The sequence below is a fragment of the Paenarthrobacter sp. AT5 genome (genome assembly GCF_032764245.1).
Classification (GTDB): Bacteria; Actinomycetota; Actinomycetes; order Actinomycetales; family Micrococcaceae; genus Arthrobacter; species Arthrobacter ureafaciens.
On record NZ_CP136441.1, the window covers coordinates 2,212,298 to 2,236,955 of the forward strand.

25 protein-coding genes are annotated in these 24,658 nt (G+C 63.8%); 19 read left to right on the forward strand and 6 right to left on the reverse strand.

Annotated elements, in window-relative coordinates; genetic code table 11:
- The first annotated feature begins 21 nt into the window (after nucleotides 1-21).
- The 16 genes from RI444_RS10110 to RI444_RS10185 all read left to right on the forward strand — a co-directional run bounded on the left by RI444_RS10110 (nucleotide 22) and on the right by RI444_RS10185 (nucleotide 16,315).
- Nucleotides 22-876, forward strand: a complete 855-nt coding sequence (locus tag RI444_RS10110) for a TauD/TfdA dioxygenase family protein (RefSeq protein ID WP_062096780.1) — start codon at nucleotides 22-24, stop codon at nucleotides 874-876.
- 125 nt (nucleotides 877-1,001) lie between these two features.
- Nucleotides 1,002-1,895: an FAD binding domain-containing protein gene (locus RI444_RS10115; protein WP_031216488.1), complete on the forward strand. Its 894-nt coding sequence runs from the start codon at nucleotides 1,002-1,004 to the stop codon at nucleotides 1,893-1,895.
- Nucleotides 1,892-2,425 (forward strand): (2Fe-2S)-binding protein, encoded by a 534-nt coding sequence (locus tag RI444_RS10120; RefSeq protein WP_207604744.1) that lies wholly within the window; start codon nucleotides 1,892-1,894, stop codon nucleotides 2,423-2,425. The genes RI444_RS10115 and RI444_RS10120 overlap by 4 nt, the downstream gene beginning before the upstream one ends.
- A complete protein-coding gene (locus RI444_RS10125; RefSeq protein ID WP_021472207.1) occupies nucleotides 2,422-4,761 on the forward strand; it encodes a xanthine dehydrogenase family protein molybdopterin-binding subunit in 2,340 nt (779 codons plus the stop codon). Before RI444_RS10120 ends, RI444_RS10125 begins: the two co-directional genes overlap by 4 nt.
- Nucleotides 4,754-6,004, forward strand: coding sequence for an XdhC family protein (locus tag RI444_RS10130; protein WP_207604745.1), 1,251 nt, complete (start codon nucleotides 4,754-4,756; stop codon nucleotides 6,002-6,004). Before RI444_RS10125 ends, RI444_RS10130 begins: the two co-directional genes overlap by 8 nt.
- A gap of 122 nt (nucleotides 6,005-6,126) precedes the next feature.
- Nucleotides 6,127-7,686 (forward strand): aldehyde dehydrogenase, encoded by a 1,560-nt coding sequence (locus RI444_RS10135; RefSeq protein ID WP_021472209.1) that lies wholly within the window; start codon nucleotides 6,127-6,129, stop codon nucleotides 7,684-7,686.
- Between the two features lie 40 nt (nucleotides 7,687-7,726).
- Nucleotides 7,727-8,071 (forward strand): RidA family protein, encoded by a 345-nt coding sequence (locus RI444_RS10140; protein WP_021472210.1) that lies wholly within the window; start codon nucleotides 7,727-7,729, stop codon nucleotides 8,069-8,071.
- Between the two features lie 5 nt (nucleotides 8,072-8,076).
- Nucleotides 8,077-9,135: a PDR/VanB family oxidoreductase gene (locus RI444_RS10145; RefSeq protein WP_021472211.1), complete on the forward strand. Its 1,059-nt coding sequence runs from the start codon at nucleotides 8,077-8,079 to the stop codon at nucleotides 9,133-9,135.
- Nucleotides 9,136-9,167: 32 nt separating this feature from the next.
- On the forward strand, nucleotides 9,168-10,178 hold the full coding sequence (locus RI444_RS10150; protein WP_021472212.1) for a VOC family protein: 1,011 nt from the start codon (nucleotides 9,168-9,170) through the stop codon (nucleotides 10,176-10,178).
- The gene (locus RI444_RS10155) at nucleotides 10,171-10,998 is read left to right on the forward strand and encodes an alpha/beta fold hydrolase (RefSeq protein WP_207604746.1); all 828 of its coding nucleotides are present in this window, start codon (nucleotides 10,171-10,173) and stop codon (nucleotides 10,996-10,998) included. Before RI444_RS10150 ends, RI444_RS10155 begins: the two co-directional genes overlap by 8 nt.
- Entirely contained in the window at nucleotides 10,995-11,738 is a 744-nt protein-coding gene (locus RI444_RS10160) for an SDR family oxidoreductase (RefSeq protein ID WP_021472214.1), read from the forward strand. Before RI444_RS10155 ends, RI444_RS10160 begins: the two co-directional genes overlap by 4 nt.
- 72 nt (nucleotides 11,739-11,810) lie before the next feature.
- Nucleotides 11,811-12,599 carry an SDR family oxidoreductase gene (locus RI444_RS10165; RefSeq protein ID WP_207604747.1) on the forward strand — a complete coding sequence of 263 codons (789 nt, stop codon included), beginning with the start codon at nucleotides 11,811-11,813 and terminating at the stop codon, nucleotides 12,597-12,599.
- Between the two features lie 81 nt (nucleotides 12,600-12,680).
- Nucleotides 12,681-14,351, forward strand: coding sequence for a thiamine pyrophosphate-binding protein (locus RI444_RS10170; protein WP_031216495.1), 1,671 nt, complete (start codon nucleotides 12,681-12,683; stop codon nucleotides 14,349-14,351).
- Between the two features lie 16 nt (nucleotides 14,352-14,367).
- Nucleotides 14,368-15,009, forward strand: a complete 642-nt coding sequence (locus RI444_RS10175) for an alpha/beta fold hydrolase (RefSeq protein WP_207604748.1) — start codon at nucleotides 14,368-14,370, stop codon at nucleotides 15,007-15,009.
- Nucleotides 15,002-15,220, forward strand: coding sequence for a recombinase-like helix-turn-helix domain-containing protein (locus tag RI444_RS10180; protein WP_021472218.1), 219 nt, complete (start codon nucleotides 15,002-15,004; stop codon nucleotides 15,218-15,220). The genes RI444_RS10175 and RI444_RS10180 overlap by 8 nt, the downstream gene beginning before the upstream one ends.
- Before the next feature lie 3 nt (nucleotides 15,221-15,223).
- Nucleotides 15,224-16,315 (forward strand): Rieske 2Fe-2S domain-containing protein, encoded by a 1,092-nt coding sequence (locus tag RI444_RS10185; RefSeq protein WP_179013848.1) that lies wholly within the window; start codon nucleotides 15,224-15,226, stop codon nucleotides 16,313-16,315.
- 215 nt (nucleotides 16,316-16,530) lie between these two features.
- Here the strand turns inward: RI444_RS10185 and RI444_RS10190 are convergent, their stop codons facing one another.
- Complete coding sequence (locus tag RI444_RS10190; RefSeq protein WP_207604749.1) at nucleotides 16,531-17,049, reverse strand: cupin domain-containing protein; 519 nt, start codon at nucleotides 17,047-17,049, stop codon at nucleotides 16,531-16,533.
- A 196-nt stretch (nucleotides 17,050-17,245) separates the two neighbouring features.
- Here RI444_RS10190 and RI444_RS10195 point away from each other — a divergent pair, with 196 nt between their 5' ends.
- On the forward strand, nucleotides 17,246-17,803 hold the full coding sequence (locus RI444_RS10195) for a MarR family winged helix-turn-helix transcriptional regulator (RefSeq protein WP_021472221.1): 558 nt from the start codon (nucleotides 17,246-17,248) through the stop codon (nucleotides 17,801-17,803).
- Nucleotides 17,804-17,850: 47 nt separating this feature from the next.
- Complete coding sequence (locus tag RI444_RS10200; protein ID WP_021472222.1) at nucleotides 17,851-18,645, forward strand: aspartate dehydrogenase domain-containing protein; 795 nt, start codon at nucleotides 17,851-17,853, stop codon at nucleotides 18,643-18,645.
- Here the strand turns inward: RI444_RS10200 and RI444_RS10205 are convergent.
- The gene (locus tag RI444_RS10205; RefSeq protein WP_021472223.1) at nucleotides 18,642-21,542 is read right to left on the reverse strand and encodes a helix-turn-helix transcriptional regulator; all 2,901 of its coding nucleotides are present in this window, start codon (nucleotides 21,540-21,542) and stop codon (nucleotides 18,642-18,644) included. The genes RI444_RS10200 and RI444_RS10205 overlap by 4 nt on opposite strands.
- Before the next feature lie 161 nt (nucleotides 21,543-21,703).
- On the opposite strand from RI444_RS10205, the gene RI444_RS10210 reads away from it, so the two are divergent.
- A complete protein-coding gene (locus RI444_RS10210; RefSeq protein WP_021472224.1) occupies nucleotides 21,704-21,955 on the forward strand; it encodes a hypothetical protein in 252 nt (83 codons plus the stop codon).
- Here the strand turns inward: RI444_RS10210 and RI444_RS10215 are convergent, their stop codons facing one another.
- The 4 genes from RI444_RS10215 to RI444_RS10230 all read right to left on the reverse strand — a co-directional run bounded on the left by RI444_RS10215 (nucleotide 21,956) and on the right by RI444_RS10230 (nucleotide 24,555).
- Nucleotides 21,956-22,453, reverse strand: a complete 498-nt coding sequence (locus RI444_RS10215; RefSeq protein WP_021472225.1) for a hypothetical protein — start codon at nucleotides 22,451-22,453, stop codon at nucleotides 21,956-21,958.
- 73 nt (nucleotides 22,454-22,526) lie between these two features.
- Nucleotides 22,527-23,294, reverse strand: a complete 768-nt coding sequence (locus tag RI444_RS10220) for an SCO1664 family protein (RefSeq protein WP_021472226.1) — start codon at nucleotides 23,292-23,294, stop codon at nucleotides 22,527-22,529.
- Nucleotides 23,294-23,839: a DUF3090 domain-containing protein gene (locus tag RI444_RS10225; protein WP_021472227.1), complete on the reverse strand. Its 546-nt coding sequence runs from the start codon at nucleotides 23,837-23,839 to the stop codon at nucleotides 23,294-23,296. Before RI444_RS10225 ends, RI444_RS10220 begins: the two co-directional genes overlap by 1 nt.
- Before the next feature lie 23 nt (nucleotides 23,840-23,862).
- Nucleotides 23,863-24,555 carry an MSMEG_4193 family putative phosphomutase gene (locus tag RI444_RS10230; RefSeq protein WP_021472228.1) on the reverse strand — a complete coding sequence of 231 codons (693 nt, stop codon included), beginning with the start codon at nucleotides 24,553-24,555 and terminating at the stop codon, nucleotides 23,863-23,865.
- Nucleotides 24,556-24,658 lie beyond the last annotated feature (103 nt).

Genomic DNA, 24,658 nt, shown 5'->3' on the forward strand with positions numbered 1-24,658 from the left:
AAACAAAAGGAAGGAACGACCATGAGCGGCAATGATCAAGAGTTCAAGACATTCACTGTGGAACGTGCGACACCGACTATCGGAGCCTACATCCACGGGCTGGATCTGCGTGAGGGCATCACTCCTGAGTGCCGGCGGGAACTCCGGGAAGCATTCCTTGAATACCAAGTGCTGTTTCTCCGCGACCAGCAAATTACCCCGGACGACCAGATTGAGTTCGCCAAGGTCTTCGGCGATCCCCAGGAAGTCAGCGCATTCTTCCCATCGCTTCCGGGCTATCCGCACATTGAGGTGTTGGAGTCCCGGGGCCGGGCTGCTGGAACCGACGTGTGGCACTCCGACCTCACGTGGCAGGCTACGCCGAACTCCGCCACCTGCCTCCATGCGCAGGAAATTCCCCCGTGCGGCGGCGACACCCTCTGGGCAAGTATGACCGCGGCTTATGACGCCTTGCCGGAGAACGTAAAAAACGTCATCGACGGGCTTGAAGGAGTGCACGACTGGGAAAAGGAACTGACCGGCGTCGTCCGGCAAGGCCCGGATGGCGAGGCGCGCTATGAGGAAACGCGACGCAAATACCCGCCCATGACCCACCCCGTGGTGCGCAAGCATCCGGAAACGGGCCGCAAGCTCGTGTACGTCAATGCGTTGTTCACCACCCGCCTCACGGGTATTTCCACGCAGCTGGGCGACTCGCTGCGGAACATGCTCACGGACCTCGCCCGGACCCCCGAGTACCAGGTCCGGTTCCGGTGGGAGCCCAACTCCCTGGTGATCTGGGATAACCGTTCCACCCAGCATTACGCAGTGGGCGACTACCACCCGCATTACAGGCTGATGCACCGGGTCACGCTGAAGGGCGACCGCCCGGCCTAGTGAAACTGCCCGCTCCGGGTGGCCCGAACGGGCCACCCGGGACGGTTGTTTGCGAAACCAGGAATCAACCACGGCGGTAGTCCGTGGAAAGCGCCTACATGGCGAGAGTGAAAGAAGGCTGACCAATGCGAGGCCAGAAATTAGGGGCGGGCCTGATAGCCCAGAGCCAGTCCGCCCTCCCGCCGTTTGTTCTGCATCGGCCTGCTTCACTGGGAGAAGCTGAGGCACTGGTCCGGCAGCACCCACACGCTGTGATCGCGGCGGGCTGCTCGGACCTCATGGCCCAAATCCGCGAAGGATTGGAGCCACAGGTGCTGATTTCCCTGCAGGGAATCAAGGAACTGCGGGCTGTCTCGAACGACGCCGGAACTCTGCGCATCGGTTCCTTGGTCAGCCACTACGAAGGCAGCAGGAGTCCGGAAATCCTGTCTTCCCTCCCGGCCCTGGCTGCGGCCTGGGGATCGATTGCAACAGTTCGGATCCGTTACCGCGGCACCCTGGGAGGCAACCTCCTTGCGCGTCGGTACCGCTATGAAATGCCGGTCATTTTGTCCGCCCTCCAGGCTCGCATGCACTTTCAGGGCGGAGACCTTGCAACCCTCCCGGTTGCGAAGCTCTGGGAGGGGGAGCGCAGGAGCCCTGGTGTCATGACAGCCGTCAGCGTGGACACCGCATCCCTGCTGTGGTTCGGATACGAACGCACCATGCGCCCGGTCAGCACAGTGGCCATGGCCGTGCGAAGCAACGCCAGTGGCGACGTTACGGTAACGGCCGTCTGCGGGAGTGAATACAGGCGGCCCTATGTCCTCTCCCACACCGTCCTCTCCCATCCCGCCGGTGGAACTGCAACAGCTGACCTCGACCCTGCCTCTGTCGCAGAGATTCTTGCAGCGCAGCTCCCGGAGGAGGCGGCCGACTACGCCGGATCCATCAGTTACCGCCGGCACCTGGCGTCTGTGCTTTGCCGCCGTCTTCTCGTCCAAGCAACCGGAAAACAAAGGAAAGGAAGCCAGCCATGAGCCTTGAATCGCCGGTGCCCGGCCACGAACCCGTTACCCACGATCTCGAATTCGAACTGAACGGAAGCCCCGAGAGGCATCGTGTTCCTACCAGCGCGACCGTCCTGGACGTGTTGCGCAACGCCTGCGGAAAGCAAGGGGTTCGTGCCTCGTGCGAGCGCAGTGTCTGTGGTGCCTGCACTGTCCTGGTGAATGACCTTCCGGTAGCCGCCTGTTCCACGTTTGCCTTCGACGTCGAGGGTGCCCGGGTTGAAACGGTGGAGGGCCTGGCCCGCCAAGATGGCACGTTGAGTGCCCAGCAGCAGGCATTCACGGAATGTGGCGGCTTCCAGTGCGGGTTCTGTACGTCGGGCATGCTGATGCTGACCACTGGCCTGCTGCGGCAGGATCCGCAACCGGACAGGGACCGGATCCGGGAATGGATCAGTTCGAATACCTGCAGGTGCACAGGATACGAAATGATCCTGGAATCCGTGGAACGTGCCGCAGAGCTCTCCGCCGCGGAGCAGCAGGAACGGGCGTCGGAATGAACGGGACAGCCACTCCCGGCGAGGCCGGGGAGCCGATCGTGGGACGCGACCGCCCGCGCCTGGACAGCACCGCCAAGGTCACCGGACGCGCCCTCTACACGGTGGACATCAAGAAGGCCGGAATGCTCCATGCCAAGGTCCTCAGAAGCCCGCATGCACATGCCCGGATCCTGGGCATCGACGCCTCGGCGGCCCGCTCGCTGGCGGGAGTCACTGCGGTCCTCACGCGTGAGGAGATCGGTGGTTTGAAGCCCTACGGTACCTACGTCAAGGACCAGCCCATCGTCGCTACGGACTCGGTCCGCTACGTTGGCGACGTCGTTGCGGCAGTTGCTGCCGTGGATGAACGCACAGCCATCGCGGCCCTGGATTTGATTCAGGTGGAGTACCAGCAGTTGCCGGCTGTTTTCGGTGCCAAGGAAGCAACGGACCCCGCAGCACCTGCCATTTTCCCGGAGCAGCCGTACGCCGTCTCTCCAGCGTACGGGGACGGCGCCTTCGGGGCGCCACATACCGCGCACAACGTGAGTTACGAGTTCCGCTACGAAACGGGGGACGAGGGCGTCTGGGCAGAGTGCGACTACGTTTTTGAAGACACGTTTACGTTCTCCCGGATGAACCATCTGCACCTGGAACCCTTTGTCACAGTGGCCGAAGCGACCTCCGGGCAGATCGAGGTGTGGACCTCCACCCAGAGCCCGTTCCCCATGCGGAGGGAGCTGGCGCGGGTCTTTGGCGTGCCGGAGAACGATGTCCGGGTGAACGTCCCGTTGCTGGGCGGCGGCTTCGGGGCCAAGAACGGCCCAAAAACCGAGGCTATCGCCGTCCGCCTGTCGCAGTTGTCCGGCGGCCAACCCGTGCGCTACTGCATGAGCACCGAGGAAGTCTTCCTGACCTTGAGCCAGCATGATGCCATCCTCACGGTCAAGTCGGGACTCAAGGCTGATGGGGAGTTCGTGGCCCGCCAGTCCAAGGTGTTGCTCAACGGCGGTGCCTATGCGGATGCAAGTCCGTTGGTGGCCGAAAAAGCCGGTTACCGGATGCCGGGGGCCTACCGCTGGAAGCGGATCGATTCGGTGTGCCAGGCGGTCATCACCAATACAGTGCCGGCAGGCGCATACCGTGGTTTTGGCGCGACCCAGGCCACCTGGGCCAGTGAACGCCAAGTGGACCTGATCGCTGAGCGGCTGGGATTCGACCCTCTGGAACTGCGGCTGAAAAATGCCAAGGGCCTGGGCGAGGAATTCGTCCCGGGCGAAACGCCCATCGACTCGGACCTGCGGCACGGTTTGAACCTCGTAGCGGACGCCATCAGCTATCGCGACCGGAGCCGCTTACCCAACCGTGGCATGGGTGTCGCCATGGGAATCAAGGACGGTGGCGGCGTCAACAAGCCCGCCCAGGCCCGGGTCAAAGTGGCCACCAACGGCGATGTCTTCCTCAATTGTGGCCTGGTGGAAATGGGCCAGGGCGGCCATTCGGCGCTGTGCCAGATTGTGGCGGAGACTCTGGCGTGCGATCCGAAGCGTGTTAAATATGCGGCCATCGACACCGATAACACCCCCTTCGACCAAGGAACCAATGCCTCATCGGGCATCGCCGTCATGGGTCACGCGGTCCTGCAGGCTGCTGAACGCGTGAAGTGCTCAGTGCTGGACGTAGCGGCCGAGCAGCTGCGGTTGGATCGCGAATCGATCCGCCTTCAGGACTGGCACATCATTGATGCCGACGGTGCCACGCATGATCTTCCGCCGTTGATCATGGACAGGTTCGGCGGGACAGGCTACGAGTTCACCGGGGACGGATACTTCAAGGTACGTAATTCCAGCCGCGCCCCGCTGGAGGCGCCGTGCATGTTTTGGGAGATCGGCTGGGCAGCTGCCGAAGTTGAGGTGGATCCCGAAACCGGGCGGGTGGAAGTCCTGCAGCTGGTCGTCAGTGGCGACGCCGGCAAGGTGGTGAACAAGCTTGGTTGCCGGGGCCAGGACGAAGGCGCAGCGGTCTTCGGACTCGCGCAGGCACTCTTTGAGGAACTGCGGTATAACGACGACGGCCAGCTGCTGAATGGTGAAGCACTCCTCTACCGCGTCCCGTTGGCCGAGGACATCCCGCAGCGCTTCTTCTCCATCACCCAGGAACAGGGCCACGGCGCTGGGCCCTTCGGAACCAAGGGCATGGGCGAGGGAGGGATGCTGCCTATCGCCCCTGCAATTGCCCAGGCAATTGCCGACGCCACCGGGGCGCAGCTCACGTCGCTGCCCATGACGCCGGAACGGGTCTACAACGGCATCCGGGCTGCGCAATCGCGTCAAGGCAGGGTCGGGGCCGATGCGTGAAGTGATGGAAGCGCTCAACGAGGCGTTTTCCGACGGACGGCGCGTCGCGATGGCCACGGTGGTCCGAACCCAGGGATCTGCGCCGCGGGCAGTCGGTACGTCCATGCTGGTCACCGGCGAGGGGTCGCCGATCGGCTCGGTTTCGGGTGGCTGCATCGAGGCCAGCGTGATCGAACAGGCTGCCACAGTGCTCGCCACCGGGGTCCCGGAGCTGCTTCATTTTGGTATGTCCGACGACGACGGGTTCAGTATCGGCCTCACGTGCGGCGGCAGCGTGGATATTTTCGTGCAAGCATTCGAGCGTGCCACGTGCCCTGGTTTTGCGTCCTTGCAGAAGGCGTTGGTGGAAAATTTACCGTGCGCCATGGTCACCATTTTTGAGGTCGCACCTGAACTGCTGGGTCGCTCCGGGCTGGTCCATCAGGGTTCTGCCATTACACCACTGTTCGCCGGTGCAGGCTTTGCATGGGATGTTGTTCAGGCCGCAGACAGTGCCGTTCAGGAGGCCATAGCGTCCGGAAGATCGACGTCGGTCACTCTTCCTGCCGTGACCGGCAGCGACGAACGCCTGTCCTTGCTGATCGATGTCTTCCGCCCTGCGCGCCGGCTGGTGATTTTCGGGGCGGTTGACTTCTCCGCCTCCCTGGCCCGGTTAGGCGCCTTTCTTGGCTTTCACGTCACGGTGTGCGATGCTCGGGCCGTTTTCGCCACGCCCGAGCGGCTGCCATCAGCCCACGACGTCGTGGTGGATCAACCGGCACGCTACTTACAAAAGGAAATCGCACTGGGACGGCTGGGGCCCGATGCTGCTATCTGTGTCCTGACGCACGATGCGAAATTCGATGTTCCGGTCCTCGATGTGGCGCTTCGGGAAGGTTTTGCGTACATCGGGGCGATGGGTTCGCGCCGGACTGCCAATGACCGCAGGGGCAGGCTCCTGGCATTGGGCCACACGGAACGGTCGCTGGCGCGGCTCCGCTCGCCGATCGGCTTGGACCTTTCGGCTTCCACCCCGGAAGAAACGGCGATCTCCATCATGGCGGAGGTCATTGCGGCCCGGCACCAGGCTTCCGCCCTGCCCTTGGCGTTCACGTCCGACCCCATCCACAAGGGTTTGGGGGAGCGCGCAGCCCTCGCGCCGCACCCGGGCGGCCAGCCGTCGTCGTCCCCTACCTGCGGCGTGGGGCAGGAACTGCAGCTCCCGCCGCTACGCAACAATCAGAACGAAAATATCTTGACATAAAGTATCTTAGGACTGATATTCTTTTTCTATGACGCAGTTCACGTAACTCGCGCAAAGCCGCTCGCGGCATCCCGCTTGAAACCCCTCCGTGGGCACTACACACAAATGGACGGAACCCGAAGATGAGTACGGACAGCCTTACAGAGAACCCCTCCCGGTCTGCTCGGGAAGAAACCCGGGCACCCGGCGCGGCCGGTCTTCGCAACGGACCTGATACGCGGGACGAGATCTTTGTTGGCGGAGTGTGGACCCGGGGTAGTGGTGCGCTGATCGAGTCGGTGAATCCCGCTACGGCAGAAGTTTTTGCCACCCTCCACGCAGCAACGGCGGCCGATGTGGACGCCGCAGTGGCCGCCGGCCTGGAGGCCGTCAAAGCGTCGGGGTGGGCAAGGAGGCTCCCGCACGAACGCGCCGCAGTCCTTCACCGCATCAGCTCCGCGATTGAAGCCAACGCTGACAGGATCGCGGAGCTGCAGACGCTTGATACGGGCAAAAGCCTCGTGGAAACGAAGGCATTGGCCATGAGCGCGGCGGCAACCTTCCGCTTCACGGCAGCTGCCTTGGAGACCATGGAAGATGCCCTGACGCCGCCGCGGGGCAACTACCTCAGCATGTCCACCTATGAGCCGATCGGGGTGGTGGGGGCCATCACGCCGTGGAATTCACCCATAGCCAGTGACGCGCAAAAGGTGGCTCCGGCACTCGCGGCAGGAAACGCCGTCGTGGTGAAGCCGCCGGTGTGGGCCCCCTGGGTCTCGCTGCTGCTGGCCCGCCTTTGTGAGCAGGCCGGTCTTCCTGCCGGTTTGCTGTCGGTGCTGCCGGGCCCTGGCCGGGTAGTTGGCGACGCCGTCGCCAAACATCCGGATGTTGGGAAGATCTCCTTCACGGGCGGGACTTCCACGGGGCGTCAACTTGCCCACATCGCAGCCGAAAAAATCATGCCCATCACGTTGGAACTGGGAGGAAAATCACCCACGGTTATTTTCGCCGATGCCGACGTGGACCAGGCTGTGGCCGGAGTGCTCTACGGCATCTTCTCCTCAAGCGGTCAGAGCTGCATCGCCGGGTCGCGTGTCTTCATCCAGCGCGCCGTGTACGACGACGTGGTGGAAAGGCTCGTGAAAGGGGCAAAAGCGTTGCGGATCGGACCGGGCACAGACCCGGCTACGCAGGTCGGGCCCCTGGTGGCCTTCGCACACCGCGACACCGTTGCGGGCATGGTCGAAGCAGCGAAGTCGGCCGGTGCGCAGGTTTTGTGCGGAGGCGCTGTCCCCACGGAGTCCCGGTTGCAGGGCGGGGCGTTCTATGAGCCCACCATCCTTGCCGGTGTCAGTAACTCGGACGCCATCTGCCAGCAGGAAATTTTTGGTCCCGTGGCCGTCATCCTGCCGTTCGACGACGAAGCGGACCTCATCGCCCAGGCGAACGACAGCGTCTTTGGCTTGGCCTGTGGCATCTGGACTGCCGACTACCGCCGGGCCTGGCGGTTGGCGCGGGCCATTGCCGCCGGCACCGTGTGGATCAACACCTATAAGCAATTCAGCATTTCGACCCCCTTCAGCGGGCTTAAGGAAAGCGGTCTGGGTACCGAAAAGGGCCGCGACGGCATTCGTTCCTACATGCGCCAGAAGAGCATCTATATGGACCTCTCGGGTGCACCCATCCCATGGGCCGGCCTTTAAGCGAACCGGCCCGCATCACCAGCTTCCGAAAGGTAGATCAATGAATGCCCACCCCTACAGTCCGGCCTTCGTGGCCGGCGGATTCGGCTTCGTCTCCGGCGCCTTGTCGGTGGATGAGAACGGCACGGCCGTACCGGGCCGCTCGGAGGCGCTCGTCGCAGCAGGCGCGAGGCTGGCCGAACGTTTGGAATCAGTCGGCATGTCCCTGGCGGACGTCGTCAAGACCACCTATTTCGTCACAGACGTAACGCTGCGGGACGAAGCAAACCTGCACTACGAGCTGCTGTTCGAGAATCCCCGCCCGGCACGCTCATTCGTTGAAGTTGCCGCACTGCCCTACGGCGCGTCGGTGGAGATCGAAGCAATCGCGCATCGGAGGAGTTAAGGACCATGAGCGTGGACATTCAGAACCGTGGGACGACCATCCCCGAGGACACCGCAGACGATCTGACGTCGGGTCCTGGCACAGGAGACCAGGCCGCGACCATCGCTGCGGAACCCAAAGCACTGACGCTGAGGGTGCAGCAGAAACGGTGGGAAGCGGACGGCGTCGTCAGCATCACCTTCGTTGATCCGCAGGGGGCGGCTCTCCCGCAGTGGCTACCAGGCTCCCACCTGAGCCTCCACTTGCCCAACGGGCTGACGCGCGAATACTCCCTGTGCTCGGACCCCAACGATTCCTCCGCCTGGACCGTGGCAGTGCTGCGGACCACCGATTCCCGCGGTGGCAGCAGGCTGATCCATGACGAACTGCCGGTGGGCACGCTCCTCACAGTCGAAGGTCCCCGCAACAACTTTGAACTCGAGCAGGCGCAGCGGTATGCGTTGGTGGCCGGAGGCATTGGCATCACCCCGATCATTTCCATGGCGAGGCGCCTGGAAGCAGCCGGCGCTGACTGGTCCCTCCTCTATACGGGACGGTCCCGGTCCACCATGGCATTCCTCCCGGAAATTTCCGGCTTTCCCGCACACCGGATCAGCATCCACGCCATGGACGAAGCCGGGGGAGCCTACGCGGATCTCCCCAAAGCAGTTGGTGCCCTGCCCCCAAAAGCATTGGTTTATGCCTGCGGCCCTGAATCGTTGATGCAGGCAGTGGCCGGCGCCATGGCGGACGATTCGCAATTGAGGATAGAGCGGTTCAAAGCGCCGGAGGTCGTGTCCGGTCCGGAAACCGAGGCCACAAGCTTTGACGTCATCTGCCAACGGTCGAGCCAGCGCGTTGCTGTTGGGCCTGACATCTCAGTCCTGGACGCCCTGAACGGCGCCGGCATCTTCGTGCCCAGTTCATGCGCGGAGGGCATCTGCGGAACCTGTGAGACCGGCGTCATAGCCGGCGACGTCGAGCACCGCGACTTCCTGCTCTCCCCGGCTGAACAGGCAGAGAACAAGACGATGTTCGTCTGTGTCTCGCGTTGCCGGTCCCGGGAACTGATTTTGGATCTCTAGTACGAACACCACCCGACTGAAGGCTGATTCCCATGAACTTTTTCTCAAGCGAGCCTGTCTGCAATCTGCGTTCGCTGCGTTCCGTGTCCTTGAAAGTACCCGATACCAAGCCGGCCAAGGACTTCTATGACCAAGTCTGGGGTCTCTCCACGGTAGAAGAGGACACAGACAAATTCTGGCTCCGCGGTACCGGATCCGAACACCACATCCTGAGGCTGGAAACGGGTGAGCAGAATGCCCTGGGCGGGGTCTCCTTCGCACTGGCCACGCCGCAGGACGTCGATTCCGCGGCTACCAAGCTCGTTGCCCTGGGAATACCGCTTTTCCGTGAGCCCGGACCCCTGGATGATGCTGCCGGTGGATATGGCGTGCAACTGGTGGATCCCGAAGGCAGGCTCGTGGAACTTTCCGCGAACGTCCATGCGGTGGTCAGCCAGGAGCCGGCCGGCCGGCGCGCCCTTCCCCGCAAGATCGCCCACGTGGTCCTCAACACCGTGGACATCGACCGCGCCACCGCGTTCTACACCCAAGTGCTGGGGATGCGGATATCCGACTGGTCCGAGCACCAGATGGCCTTCCTCCGGTGCAACAGCGAGCACCACGCAATCGCGTTCAACCAGGCGCCCTGGACCTCGGTCAACCACGTGGCCTATGAGATGCAGAGCATTGACCACTTCATGCGCGGCATCGGCAACCTGAAACAGCACAACATTGCCCCGCAGTGGGGTCCGGGCCGGCACGGTCCGGGCGACAACACTTTCTCCTACTTCACGGACCCCGCGGGACTGGTCTGCGAATACACCTCCGAAGTTGCCCAGGTGGATGAGGACAGTTGGCTCTGCCGTACGTGGGAGCGAACGCCCGAACTGTCCGACCAGTGGGGCACCGCAGGTCCGCCGACCACCGCGGTGCGAAGCGCCATGGCGGGCGTTCCGGACAGCGGCTACCGGTCCCTGGTGGTCCCCGGCCGTGAGGACTATTTCTCCCCGGCTAAGGCCCCTGCCACTGAAAAAGCCCCTGCCACAGAAAAAGCCCATGCGTAGCGGCTCGTTGCCGGCGCCCACCGCCCCTTCGACCCCCGCTGTTGCCGAGCGTAGAAAGTCCGTTCACGGAGTCTCCCTCGTGGTTCGCGGTGAAGGGATTCCCGTCTTCCTGATGCACGGCATCGGGGGAGCCGCGTCGTCCTGTGGTGCGCTGGCCCAACTGTTGAGCGCCCACGGCTACCAGACCTTCTGCTGGGATGCGCCCGGTTACGGCGAGTCCGCCGCTCCAACGGACGGACTGGATCATCCGTCGTTGGTACTGGACATCCTGGCCACCCTCGGCGTTGGGCCGGCACACCTCTTTGGCACATCGTGGGGCGGGGTCATTGCCACCACGGTAGCCGCGAGGGCGCCGGAGGCAGTACGGTCCATTGTCCTGGCCGACAGCACGCGGGGTTCGGGAACCACGCACGACACAGCGCAACGCATGCTGGCCCGCGTTCCTGAACTGGCCGCCGTCGGGCCTGAAAGTATTGCAGCCCGGCGCGCCTCGAAGCTGGTCTCTCCATCCGCCCCCGCCTGGGTGGCCGAAGCTGTCCGGGCGGACATGGCCTCCGTCCGCCTGTCCGGGTTCGCGTCGGCGGCCACCATGATGGCGCACTGTGATACGACGGACCTGCTGCCCGGGTTGCGGGTTCCGGCGCTCGTGCTGGCCGGACAGGACGATGTGATCACCGGCGTGCCCGAATCGAGGATCCTCGCCGAGAAGATTCCAGGCGCCGAACTGTGCATTATCCCCAATGCGGGCCACGCGGCAGTGCAGGAGAAGCCCCTTGAGATGTCGGCGGCCATCCTCGCTTTCTGGGACGGCATCCAGTGACGCGCCTGGTGGTAGTGACGGGATCCGGGCGTGGCCTGGGCTTCGACATTGCCGAACGACTGGCACGTGCCGGAGACCGGATAGTCATCGCGGAGAAGAACGCGGACCTCGCGGAACGGGCCGCCGCAACACTCCATGAACGCGGGCTCGATGTCACGGCGGTGGTCACCGACATAGCTGACAAGGCTTCGGTGGAGGCCCTGGCGACGGCGGTCCGGCAGCTGGGCGGCGCGGATGCGCTGGTCAACAACGCGGCACTGGCCGACGGCGTAGGCGGCGATACTTTCTGGGAACTGGAGGAAGGATTCTTCCAAAGGGTGATGACCGTCAATGCCTACGGGACCTGGCTGGTCAGCAAGCACCTCTTCCCCCAGCTTGCCCAGTCCCCGGCGGGCGCGATCGTGAACATCGCCTCTGACGCAGCGCTCTACGGAAGCCCACGGCTGGTCCACTACGTTGGATCAAAAGGGGCCGTGCTCGCCATGACCCGGTCCATGGCCCGCGACGCAGGGCCATCGGGAGTCCGTGTCAACGCGGTGGCCCCGGGGTTGACCCGGGTGGAAGCCACTGAATCGGTGCCCGCCTCACGCTACCGGCTCTATGAAGACAACCGGGTGCTGCCCAGGGACCAACAACCCAACGATGTATCGGGAGTGGTCCAGTTCCTGCTCTCCGACGCCGCGGGGTTCATCACCGGCCAGACCATCGTGGTGGATGGCGGCTTCGTGATGGGCCACTGATGAGCTCAACCACGGCCACAACAAAACCGGCCAACGCACACTATGCCGGCCATTAGACAAGGAGTCCCACACATGGACCTGCAACTGAAGGACCGCACGGTGGTGGTCACCGGGGCGAGTTCCGGCGTCGGCCTTGCCACCGCACGCTATTTGCTCAGTGAAGGCGCGCGGGTTGCCGCCTGTGCCCGTGACCTCGGCCGGCTCACCACGGCGTTCGACGAGTTTTCCTGGGCGGACAAGGACTCCATCCACCTTGCCTCGTGCGACGTCACGGACCAGGAAGCCACCAACGCCTTCATCGCCGGAACGCTGGATCGGTTCGGCGCCATGGACGGGCTGGTCTGCAACGCCGGACGATCGCTCATGGCCACTCTCCAGGAAACCACGGACCAGCAACTGCGCGATGAGTTCGAGCTGAAGATCTTCGGCGTCCTCAACATGGTGCGGTCGGCCAGGATCGCCTTGAGCGCCTCCGCCCACGGGTCCGTGGTCAATGTCAACGCCATTCTTGCCCGACAGCCCGAGCTGCGCCTGGCCGCTACCTCCGCCGCCCGCGCCGCGCTGTTGAACCTGACCCATTCCCTTGCCGAAGACCTGGCAAAGGACGGCACGCGCGTGAACTCGGTCCTGCTGGGACTGGTGGACACGGGACAGTGGCGGCGACGCTTCGAAAATGCCGGCACCGATCTCGACTACGAGGCCTGGAGTGCGGAAATCGCCGGTGACCGCGGCATCAAGCTGGGCCGTTTCGGCACAGCGGAGGAGGTTGCGTTCCATATTGTCTGTCTCCTCTCGCCCAACAGCGGCTACACCACTGGGGCGACCATCGACGTCGGCGGTGGCGTTGGGCGCTATGTCTAGGCAGGGCGCAGGGAAAACACCTCCTGCACCTCAACGGAAACCCATCGGCCCACGGAAGTTCACCACGAAAGAGAACCGGAAATGTTACTGACACAAGAAGCAACCGTCCCGAGGGGGCCAACAGGAGGCGATGTCCTGGTCCGTGTGCTGCGCCGCCACGGCATCGACACCGTCTTCGGCGTTATCAGCATTCACAACCTGCCCCTCGTTGAAGCTGTGGACAGGGAACTGAACTTCGTCGCCATGCGCCATGAGGCCGCGGTCGTCAACGCCGCTGACGGGTACGCCCGCGCGTCCGGCAAGTTCGGCGTTGCCCTGACCAGCACGGGCACGGGAGCCGGCAACGCCGCTGGTTCCATGGTGGAGGCGCTCACTGCGGGAAGCCGCGTCCTGCACATTACCGGCCAGATCGACAGTGAATTCATGGGCAGCAACCGCGGAGTGATTCACGAGGTACCACGCCAGCTCCAAATGCTCCACGCCGTGTCCGGGTATGCCCGGACCATCTTCAACGGGAAGGATGCTGAGGCTGACCTTGAGGAGGCGATCGCGCACCTCCTTTCCGCCCCGCACACACCGGCCAGCATCGAGTGGCCCACGGACCTGCAGTACCTGGCCCATCCGGACGATCAGCGCCCCGTCGATGCCCGGGTGAAGCCCGCCCCCGCGTACGACACCCGGGCCGTCGCGGAAGCCGCCCGTCTCCTGGCAGGTGCCAAGCGGCCCCTGATTTGGGCCGGGGGAGGAGCAGCCGGAGCCGGTAAGGAACTTGCTGCCCTGTTGCACGGGCTTGGCGCAGGACTGCTCACCAGCAATTCAGGGCGGGGCGTCGTTCCGGAGGATGACCACCTTGTCATCGGGAACTTCGCGACCACTCCGGCCGGCGCCCGGCTGCTCGGGGAATCCGACCTGTTGCTCAGTATTGGAACGCATTTCCGTTCCAACGAGACGCAGCATTACTCATTGAAGATTCCCTCCACCCACATCCAGCTGGACCTGAACCCTGACGCCGTCGGACGGGTATACCCGGCCACCGTCTCCCTGGTGGGCGACTCCCGCGCCATTCTGGATGCGCTCGTCCAGCAGTTGCCGAGCCAGTCCCCGGACCCCGGCTGGGCGCAAAAGGTTCACGACGTACGCCGCGAGGTACGCGATGCGCTGACCACCTACATTGGCGGTTACGCGGAGATCTGCCACAGCCTCCGGGAACGCCTGGACCGCAGGTCCGTCGTGGCCCGCGACGTCACCATCCCCTCCAGCCAGTGGGGTAACCGCCTCTTGGAAATGTACTCACGCGAAACCAACATCTTTCCCCTCGGCGGCGGCATAGGCCAAGGACTCGCCATGGGGATAGGTGCTGCCTGCGCCCGCCCGGAGGTTCCCACGGTAGTCATTGCCGGGGACGGCGGTCTTGCCGTTCACCTGGGCGAGCTTGCCTCCCTGGCCGGCTCCGGCGCCTGGTGCGTGGTGTTGGTCTTCAACGACGCCGGCTACGGGGTGCTGCGCAACATGCAGAGGGCCAACGGTTTCGCGGAGGCAGGAGTCGACCTGCATACACCGGACTTCGCCTTGTTGGCCCGGTCATTGGACTTGCCGTTCCGGCGGGTGGGCGGGCCGGGAACCTTCGATCCGGCCCTGGCCGAGGCGCTGGCCCTCAGGGGGCCGGCGGTCATCGAAATTGATGTCAATGCCTTGGAACCTGCTCCCGGAGCCTTCGTCCCTCCGGTGCACGTTCCAACCGCAGATCACTAGTAGAGCAGGTGAGCACATGAACCCAAGTACTGATCCGGACCCGTACGCCGGCCCTGGGCCCGACGCGGCCGAGCCGCGGCATGACGTGGTGTGTCTGCGCGGCGGCGCAGGGACCGGAGAGTGGGATGAGCATCAACTGGACACGTTGGGAGCCCGTGCCTGGGAACCTGAAACGGGTCTTGCCCTGGACGTCGGGGGACCACCTGGCCAACTGGACGCCTGGGTTCAAGCGGCCTCTGAGGCGCTCCGGGAGTCTACGGCCGGCCCGGCGCATGTCCTGGCCAACGGCGCAGCCGCCTACGGTGCCATACTCCTCGCTGCGCGGCATCCTGAACAGGTCAAGAGCATGATCCTTGGCGACCCGCTGGTGGACACGTCCACTGACGGATTCGTGGCAGCGCTCCGGCAGGTTCGCGCACCGTCCCTGGTCATTGCCGCCGCACCCGACATCGACGCCGATGTTTCCATAGCCCAATGCATCGCAGGCGGCATCGGCAACGGTGTTTTCGTCATCATCGACAACGCCACCGTGCCGGCACATCAAAGCCGATCCACCTCGTTCAACGAGTGGAGCAGGTCGTTCATGAAGACCGCTGAAGGCCTGCACACCGTCTCGCAATCACTCCCCACCCAATTACAGGAGGAACCCCGTGCCTGAGCAATACCTGGATGCCAACCAGTCCCGTGTCGGTCCGCCGAACCCCTATGAGCTGAAGCTCGCCGGCGCCCTGTCCGAAATTTTCGCCAGCGGCAGCCACGAACTTCCGGCGGTCATTTCGGGGTTGAACAACCTGGGGCTTAATGCCCCGGACGGCCAGCCGTGGGATGAAGCCCGATTCCGTTCCGAAATGCGACGACTGGGAGAGTAGGAAATGACAACTGCAACTGCAACTTCAACCGGGGCAAGGGCCGGCAGGGCCATGCCGAAAACGGTGGTCGGTACCCGGCGTCAGCTCGATGCCGCAGAACTGGCTGCCACAGGACTGCGGGACCGCTGGTACGCCATCTATCCCTCCCGGTTCGTTGGCCAGGGGGATATGGTCAAGGTCCGGCGGTTGGGCGTGGATTGGCTGCTGTTCCGTGATGCCCGGGGACAAATCCGGATGCTGGAGGATCGCTGCCCCCACCGCAGCGCGCCCCTGTCCGTAGGCCAGCACCTGGGTGACCGGGTGGCATGCAAGTACCACGGAGTTCAGGTGGACGGACACGGAACGGTGGTGTCGGTTCCCGGCATGCCCGGCTGTGCGCTGGAGGGGAAAACAGTCACTGCGTCCCTGGCCGTGGAGGAGGGCGCGGACATGATCTTCGCTTTCATGCCACTGACCGCGGACTCGGAGGTAACCCCCTTCAAGTTGCCTGATCGTCTGGACAACCCCGATATTTCGTGGTTCTCCAATTACGCGGAGTGGAACAGTCCGTGGCGGTTCTACATGGACAACGTCCTGGATCCCATGCACGGGGCGTTCCTGCACCGTGAATCGCATTCAATGTTTGGCGGAGACACGAGCGCCCGCTTCCGCATCCGCGAAACGGACCGCGGATTCTTCTTCGAGAAGACGGACCAGCGCGGCAAGAACTTCGACTGGGTGGAGTACTGCCGCGAGGCCATGGACTACGTGGACCTGGAGATCCCTTACGCCGATTCAGCCGGTCCCGGCGGCTCCTTCGGCATCGTCGGGATGTCCACGCCCATAGATGCGGATACCTCCGCTGTGTTCCACTGGCGTACCCGGACCGTCTCCGATTGGGAGCGTGACGTCTGGCGGTTCATGTACAAGACAACACTGGAGGAAAAGCACTGGGTGGTCCTGGAACAGGACCGCGCGCTGTTGGAGGCTCTGGCGGCCGACGCCGACAGGGACGAGCACCTGTACCAGCACGATCTTGGCGTGGCCAGGATCAGGCGCATCCACGACGCCGATGCACAGAAGCAGGCAGCCACTCTCGCAGAGGGAACCGCATAGCGCCTGTGGAGCGCGTGGTTCCACCACCGCGCAATTGATGCAGTGAGCAAGAGCCTGCAGTCCGACCAAGTCCGGGCTGCAGGCTCTTTCCTGTGCTCTTTTCGTTTGGTCTATTGTTGGCCCGGCGCCCGGGGCAGACGTTTCCCGATGCTGCAGTTTTCCGGCAAGAAGAAGCCCGGGTACCGGCCATCGCCGGTACCCGGGCTCCCAGGGGGCTAACGGGTCACGCCATACATCTCCGACGTCGGCGGGTAGAAGGGGATCTCCGGCTTCTTTGCGCCGATGATGACGCAGATGAGTGCGTCGTCATCGCTGACGGTCCGCAAACTCCGGGGGACACCGGCCGGAACGCGGATCAGGTCGCGGTAGCCGAGCACGCGGCTTGCTTTCTTGGTCCCGTCTTCAACGTCGTGCACGCTGAACTCGACCTGGCCCTCGAGCACGAAGAACACCTCTTCAACGTCCGGGTGCGTATGCTCGGGTCCAACGCATCCGGCCGGCAGCACCATGTTGGAGAAGGTGAAGTGCTCTGCCTGGAGAATGTTGTTGTCGTTGGAGTGGTCACCGGTTGCCCCGGAACCGATGTAGCGGACCTGGCCGCGACGGAACTTCTCACCCATTTTGGTCTGGAACTTGAGCGTATTGAAGTCAACTACCCGACTGTCACGGGAGGCGATGGACGAGTCAATCAGCTCCTCAAGTTCCGGAATTTTGCGTGCGATAACGTCGCCCATGATGGACCTCTCTCTGGTGGTAAATTGCCGGATTTCGTAAGGGCCTTGCAGGAAGTGAATCTTCCTCGGTCCTAACTATCTCAAGACTAAGATATAATGGAAAGCGCTGCAAGACACTTGCGGGAACGGGCGCGGTTCGCCGGGGTACTGGAAAGCTCAGTGTTAAGATGCTTAGACGAAATTAAGGAGAGAGCACATGACCACCGAGCCCCAAAACACCGACGCGGATGCCGTAGATGCGATCATCGAGGACTGGCGTCGCGAACGTCCCGAACTCGATGCCAGGACCATTGGAGTTTTTGGCCGCCTGCAAAGCCTCGTTGCCCGGCAGCGCGCCGTGCAGGACGCGAACTACGAGGAGCATGGGCTCACGTTGGCGTCCTTTGACGTCCTGGCAAATTTGCGCCGATCAGGGCCTCCCCACCGCAAAACCGCTGGTGAGCTCGCAAGTTCGTCCATGCTGACCACGGGAGGGATCACGTTCCGCCTGGACCGCATGGAGGAGCAGAACCTCATCGAGCGTGTTCGATCAAAAGAGGACCGTCGCGTCGTCTACGCGCAGATCACCGAGCACGGCAAGAAGCTCATCGATGAGGTGATTTCCAAGCATCTGGAAACGCAGCGCAACATGCTCTCCGGCCTCTCAGCCGAAGAGATTGAACAACTGGCCCTCTTGCTCAAGAAGGCCGAAGCCTCCATCGTCGCCTATGACCCCAAGGCTTCCTCCCAGGACAAGATCCCTTCCAATGCCTAGGCGGTCCTGGGGCGGAATGTCCACCTAACCCACTAGTAAGGAAACGCATGAAGCCAGTAGCCCGCAAAATTGGAATCATCGGACACGGGGCCATCGGGGCCCGGGTGGCTGCGGATGTTGCCGCAGGGAAAGTGGCAGGTGCCTCTCTGGAGGGCATCGTCAGCCGCAGTCCCGTTCCAAACGCTCCGGCGGCCCGCCTGGACATGGCTGAGGCGTTGGAGCGTTGCGATGTGCTGGTCGAATGCGCGGGCCAGGAAGCCCTTGCCGAACACGGCGAGGCAGTGCTGTCTGCGGGTGTCGATCTGCTGGCCACATCGCTGGGAGCCCTGGCGGACCCTGATCTTTCGGGCCGCTTGTCCGCAGCCGGTCCGGGCAGGCTCTTCCTGACGTCCGGCTCCATCGGTGGCTTGGACCTGTTGGCGTCGGGAGCCCGGGCAACGGGTTATGACGCCGTCAAAATCACGACGACCAAGCTGCCCGCTTCCCTGGTGCAGCCGTGGATGGATGAGAAGGAAGAAGATCGAATCCGGAACACCGCTGTTCCGCTCGAAATCTACCAAGGCCCTGCTGACCAGGCCACGCGCTTGTTCCCGAAATCGCTCAATGTGGCCGCGGCGGTCGCCCTGGCCGTAGCCGACTGGGGCGTGGATGTGTCCGTGCGGGTGGACCCGGCTGCCCGGCTGACGACGCACGTGATCGAGGCCGCCGGGAACAGCGGGACCTACCGCTTCGAAATCTGCAATCAGGTATCGCCGCAAAACCCGCGTACCAGCGGCATTGTGCCGTTTGCCGTGCTGCGCTCACTGGAACTGATCGTTGGCGCGCGGGGCGGAATTATCTAGTCCTCCCTGCGCCGCCCACTGGCTTTGCGCGCCAGGTCCCTTCGATTTGTCGAGCCAGTTTTCCGCAGGAGGTGGGAGACGTGCGTGCTGACGGTTTTCTCGCTGATGAAAAGGTCTGCGGCGATCTCCTTATAGGTACTGCCGGCGATTAGTTGTTCGAGAACGTCGGTTTCGCGGGTGGTCAGGCCCGGGAACGGTCCGGTGTTCCTCCGCGTCGTGGGTGGTTCAGCGTCGAGTCGTATCCGTCCATGGTCCGCCAACCCCAGTATCGCCGTCCGCACGGGCGCGGCCTGCAGTGTGGTTGCCAGTTCCAGCCCGCGGCGCAGTATCCCTGCTGCGTTCGTTTGGCCATGATGGGTATGGAAGAGCATGGCTTCACCTGCGCGTTGGCAGGCGTACGCCTCTTCCCATGCCAGGTTGGCTTCTTTGCATGCGTCGGCGGCAGCGATCCACATTGCGTCGTTCCGCTTATCCGCCAGTGCCCGCCCGGTCTCGGCGGTATACAGCATGTCGAAGGCCTTGATCTGGCGTTGGTAAAGGGGGGTTGCCTGTCCGGGTTCGTGGAGCGCGGCCGGGAAACGTTTCCGCACATCCCCAACTGCGGCTTCCAGTCCGGACAGCGGCCCACCGGTATCCCTGGCTTGCATGATCATGTCGGCGGCGGCCCTCATGGCCAAGGGCAGGAGCCACTCGCACATGGTGGGTGCATGACCGGCCCGGGATGCAGCGGCCACGGCTGTTTCGAATCCTGCCTTGGGGTTTCCCGCCATGATGTTGAGTTCGGAACGAATGGCAGCGAAATTCAGGTTAACGAAGGCATCGGATTCACGGTTCACCTCTTCGGCGCGAGCGAGGTGCGCCAAGGCGTCGTTGGTCCTGCCTTGCAACGCATCCAGCCGGGCCAGGGTGAGCCGGGCACTGACGTCTCCCATGGGCCCGGGGTCAAAACTGATGGCTGTTCGTAAAGCTGTTCGAGCCTTCTCCCATGCCCCAATGGCCAGGAAGCTGGCGGCCTCGTCGGCAGCTACTTTCGACATGAAGGAATGCGGAGCGCCCAGCCGGGAAAGTTCCTCCCTGCCGGAGCTCATGATGGCGCCGTACTGTTCGCTGATCCACCCTTCCGTGGCATTTGCCAGCCACGCCAAGGCATGGCAAAAGGCCCAGAAGTCCTGCGCCAGGGCCGCTTCCGAGGCACCCTCACGGGCGGCTTCCCTGGCCGCGCCGGAGTCGCCGCTGAACACTGCCGCCATGGCCGAGGCAGTGAGCGCGAAACTCAAAGCCCGGTGATGCCCTGTCTTGCGGGCCGCCTCAACAACCTTCGCGCAGTCCGGAGAGCCCTTGTATTGGTCCATCCAGAGTTTGGCGTGAACCAGCTCGGCCATCGCCAAGGCATGCTGCCAGCTGTCAGGCTCCACGGACGAAAGCTGCACGGCGCGTTCGGCCTCTGCCGGATCCAGGAAGGAGAGACCCAGGGACATTCGCAAGTGCATGCGCCTGATGATCAGTGCAGCCACCTCGAGTGGCTGGAGGCGCTCGTTGAGGAGTCGAAGCAGGGCCTCGATAGCGTCGAGTTCTGCCTCGAAAGCGCCTGCATTGAAAGCGCTCCGGCGCACTTCCTGCCACAGGTCAAGCCATTCCCCGGCAGCGACCACCTTGGGCCGTAACTCCAGGACCCGGTGGTACTGGGCAAGGGCCTTGTTCCAGTCCCGCGAGGCCGATTCCTGACGTGCCGCCTCAAGCGCCCACCGGTAGGCCTCCTCGTAGTTCCCGGAGCCGTAGAAGTGTTGGGCAAGATCGGCGGCCGCCCGGTGGTGGAGCTCGCCTGAACCCGGAACTGTCGAGTAGGCCTCGGCGAACAGCCGGTGCCACTGGATCCGGTCCTCGGGAGGTGTTTCGGATGCCAGGGTCTCGGCGATGAGCGGGTGGTGGAACCAGTAGCTGCCGTCGGGTTGGCGGTCGAGGATCCCGGCTGTCGACGCAGCCAGGAGAACAGAAAGGGCATCCTCCCCGGGTAGCGCCCGCTTCACGACCACCGTGAACACTTCAACCGGAGCATTCTTGCCGCCAACAGCCAGGACCTGGGTAACCCGTCGGGCAGACTGCGGCAGGGCCCGCCAGGAACGCAGCACTGCGGTCCGCAGGTCGGGCGGGAGTCCGGGCGGAAGGGACGACGCGGCCGGATCCAGTGGCTCCACCAGGAGTTTGGTGAAGTACGGGTTTCCATTCGCGCGCCCGTACACTTCCGTAATCAGGGACTGATGCGGTTCGCGACCCAGCAGCGATGCGATCAATGCGGACGTGGCCGGGCGGTCCAAGGGGCCAAGGCGTTCAATGCTCACACCGGGGATCCGCCGCACATCGGCAAGCCACCCCTCCAGAAGTGAACCCTCCGTCACCGCATCCGCCCTGACTGTTGCTACGAGCCCCAGCCGCCGATCGGACGGTCCCGCAATCAGAAACATCAACGTATCCAACGTGCCCTGGTCCGCCCAGTGCAGGTCATCGATCGCGAGGAGCACCGGATGCGCGGCTGTGACCGCACTCAACCATTGATCCAGGAAGAGGGGAGTGCTTGCCGGATGCCCGGCCGCGCTGTCCTCACTAAATGGTTCCGGCGTTCTGATGCCGGCAGTGCCCCTGAAGGCCGCGCGCAAGGGTTGGTACGGGATCTCGATACTGTGAAGGGGAAGGGCAGCACCGGACAGGACAATAACGTCCCCCGGGAGTCCCGCAATGGCTTCGTAGATCAGAGCGGTCTTCCCGATGCCGGCGTCGCCAGTGACCAAAACGGTTCTTTGCCGGCCGCTGCGGACTTGCTGCAGTGCGTCACCGAGCCGCGACAATTCCTTCATCCTGCCCACCAAAGGAGGGGAACCCGAATCGATGATGCCCGTCATTTTTCAAGGGTGGCACCGAGCGCCGGGCCGGAAAAGAGCCGGCGACGTGAAATGTCAGGGTCCCGGCGCCAAATCTCAGGACACCTTCCGGATGTTCCCCGAGGGGTCCGGAGCGCACTGTGAAGGAGTCAATAGACACCCACTGTCACCCGAGGATCACCATGTTCAATCCAGCCAGCCATTCAAGAATCATGGGCATCGCGATATTGCTGCCCTTCCTCTTCCTGCCGGCAGCTCCGGCAAACGCCGGCACTGAGCAAGCCGGCACTGCGCAAGCAGGCACACAGCAAGCCACCGACTACTTCACCTACAGCAACTGCCCCTTGGAGCGCATAGGCACGCAACTGGTTCGCTGCGATGTCCTCACGGGCACCGGTGTGGATGCTCCCTACTGGATTCCGGAACAGGAATAGTCAGCGCTTCTGCCCCTGGGAGCCGCCCCGGGCGGCATCGCCGCCTGGGGCGATGTCAGCCAGGACAGCATTCAAGCGATCATCGGTCAGGTAGGTCATGCCCGTCAGAAGGGACGTAATCTTTTCGCGCTCCCGTTGGTTGAAGCGTGTGTCATCGAGGATGTCACTGACCCAGAGCCCGTCCATGGCCAGGCGCACGATGATCCCGATGATCCCCACCGGTTCGTCCGGGGCCAGGTCTTCCCGGTCAAGCCGGCGGTTCAAGTACAGAAGGGATTCGGCCAGGTTTGGCCGGGATATGGCAGTGGCCAAAAGAGCCGCCTGGTTCCGGTCACTGTTGGCCCGCGCGTCAGAGAATGCCTGGATATAGGCACGCTCTTCGGCACCCACCGGATTGGGGTCAGCCTCCGCGACCCTCCCCAGCTCATGCACAAGTTCAACAATCATCGACTCGACGTCCTGCTCGATTTCTTCGATGGGCGCATCCGGCCTGAACATTTTCCCCTCCAGTGCTGCAATCGACAATCTCCGCTTCCGGCCAGTCTAGCCACGAATGAAAGTGGAGCGGGCCTTAGAACAAAGGCCAGGGCACGGCCGGCATGCCGCCCCGCGGCGCCGGAAACCTTCCAGCCGAACGCAGGCGTTCGCAACGGAGCGCGAGGGCTGAGACTTCTTCGGGGCTCAACAGCTCTGCCAGCTCCCGGCCCAGCCCGCCGCGCAATCCTTCGCTGACGCGCTCTACGCCTTCCCGTTCTTCGGCAGACAAGGCCTGGCCGAGCCACCCCCAAAGCACGGTGCGCAGCTTGTGGTCCGTATGGAACGTCAGTCCGTGGTCCACGCCGTGGCGATGCCCGTTCGCCATGGCAAGAATGTGGTTTCCCTTGCGGTCGGCGTTGTTGACGACGACGTCGAACACGGCCATGCGCCTGAGCGCAGGTGAGTCTTCGTGGACCAGGGCGACTATCCGCCCGTCGTCGTCCTGCCCCTCGAGGACCTGTTTCCAACCGGCCTCCGGAACGTCATCGCTTGGCCTCAGGTCCACCGGATCCTGGGAGGGGTCCTGCTCTTGCCAGAGCTGCACCATCCCGCGGCCCAGTGGTCCGTCGCGCAGCCAGGTGCGCGGCACGATGTCCCAACCCGTGGCCTGGGAGACCAGGAAGGACGCCATCTCGCGGTGGGCCAGGGTGCCGTGCGGAAAGTCCCAGAGGGGGCTTTCGCCGGCTATCGGCTTATAGACCACGGCAACGTCGTCGATGCTGCCCAGGAAGGTGGCATTTGAGGCCGTTGTAATGCGGCCGGTCAGCGTCAGCTCTGCGGCGACCAGGTCCGGTGTTGGCATCAGGCCTCGGGAAGCGTGCAGGTGTGCCCGTCGGGATCAATGGGGTAGCCGCAGATAGTGCACAAGGGACGTCCGGCCGCCACGATTTCCCGGGTGCGCTTGGTGAAGGCGCGGGCGGTGCCTACAGGCATGCGCACCAGCAGCATTTCCGGTTCGTCGGCGCCGTCCAGGTCAAAGGGCTCATCGCCGTCGACATCACTGATCGGGTAAGCCTCCAGGACTATCTGGGCCGTGGTCGGATCCCACCCCAGGCTCATCGCGCCGGTGCGGAATTGCTCCAGGGGGTCCTCAAGCGGGTCATTGTCCACCAGTTCGACCGGCGTGCTGGTGGGAACGCTGAAGGGGTTGCCATCGATCGTGAGGAGCTGGTCGAGGATCTCGTCGATCTTCTCCGCAAGCTGGGCTGACTGCTGCTTCTCGAGGGCAATGCTGACAATCTGCGTTCCTGCGCGCACCTGCAGGTAGAACGTGCGGTCTCCGGGTTGTCCTATGGTGCCGATGACAACCCGGTCGGGCCAGGCAAACTCGTGAACGCGCGTAGGCATGTCAGTATTCTAGGCACACGGGCTCAGGGCGTCTGCCCACCTGCGCCGCCGCCCACCGGTGCGTCGCCCGAACGGAGGCCGCTCGAGAGCCAGGACAGGTCGCCGGCTTCCGTGTTGGTCGCGTGGACGCTCGGCCGGTTTGCACCGTAGGTGACTATCGACACGGAAGCCGGACCCACGCTGATCCGCTGAAAAAGGTCAAGGTGCATGCCCAACGCGTCGGCGAGGATGGACTTGATGACGTCGCCGTGGCTCACCGCCACCCATACTGCTCCGGGCCCGTGCTCGGCTTCGAACGCTGCATCATGGCGCCGGATGGCCGCCACTGAGCGGGCCTGCATGGCCGCCATGGCCTCACCGCCGGGAAATACGACGGCGGATGGTTGCGTCTGCACCACGGGCCACAGTTTCTCGGTGGCCAGGTCGGACAGGGCCCGGCCCTGCCATTGACCGTAATCGCACTCCGTCAGGTCGGACTCGACCGGTGCGTACGGACTGCTTGTTTGCCGGTCAAGAATGAACCGGGCTGTTTGCAGGCAGCGTTCAAGGGGGCTGGATACCACTCCCACCACCGGAACCGCCGCGAGCCGTTCCCCGGTCAGGGCAGCCTGCCCGCGTCCGATCTCGTCCAAGTCAACACCGGCTGCGCGGCCGGCCAACAATCCGGTGGCATTGGCCGTGGTGCGGCCGTGCCGCACGAGGATAACTGTCGCCATCTGCCCAGCCTAGCCAGAAACGGAGCCCCGGGCCGACGCAGGTGAGGACGCCTTGCGTTCACCCCGCGGACCCGCCGCGACGGAGAGGCCGGAACCCCTGGGG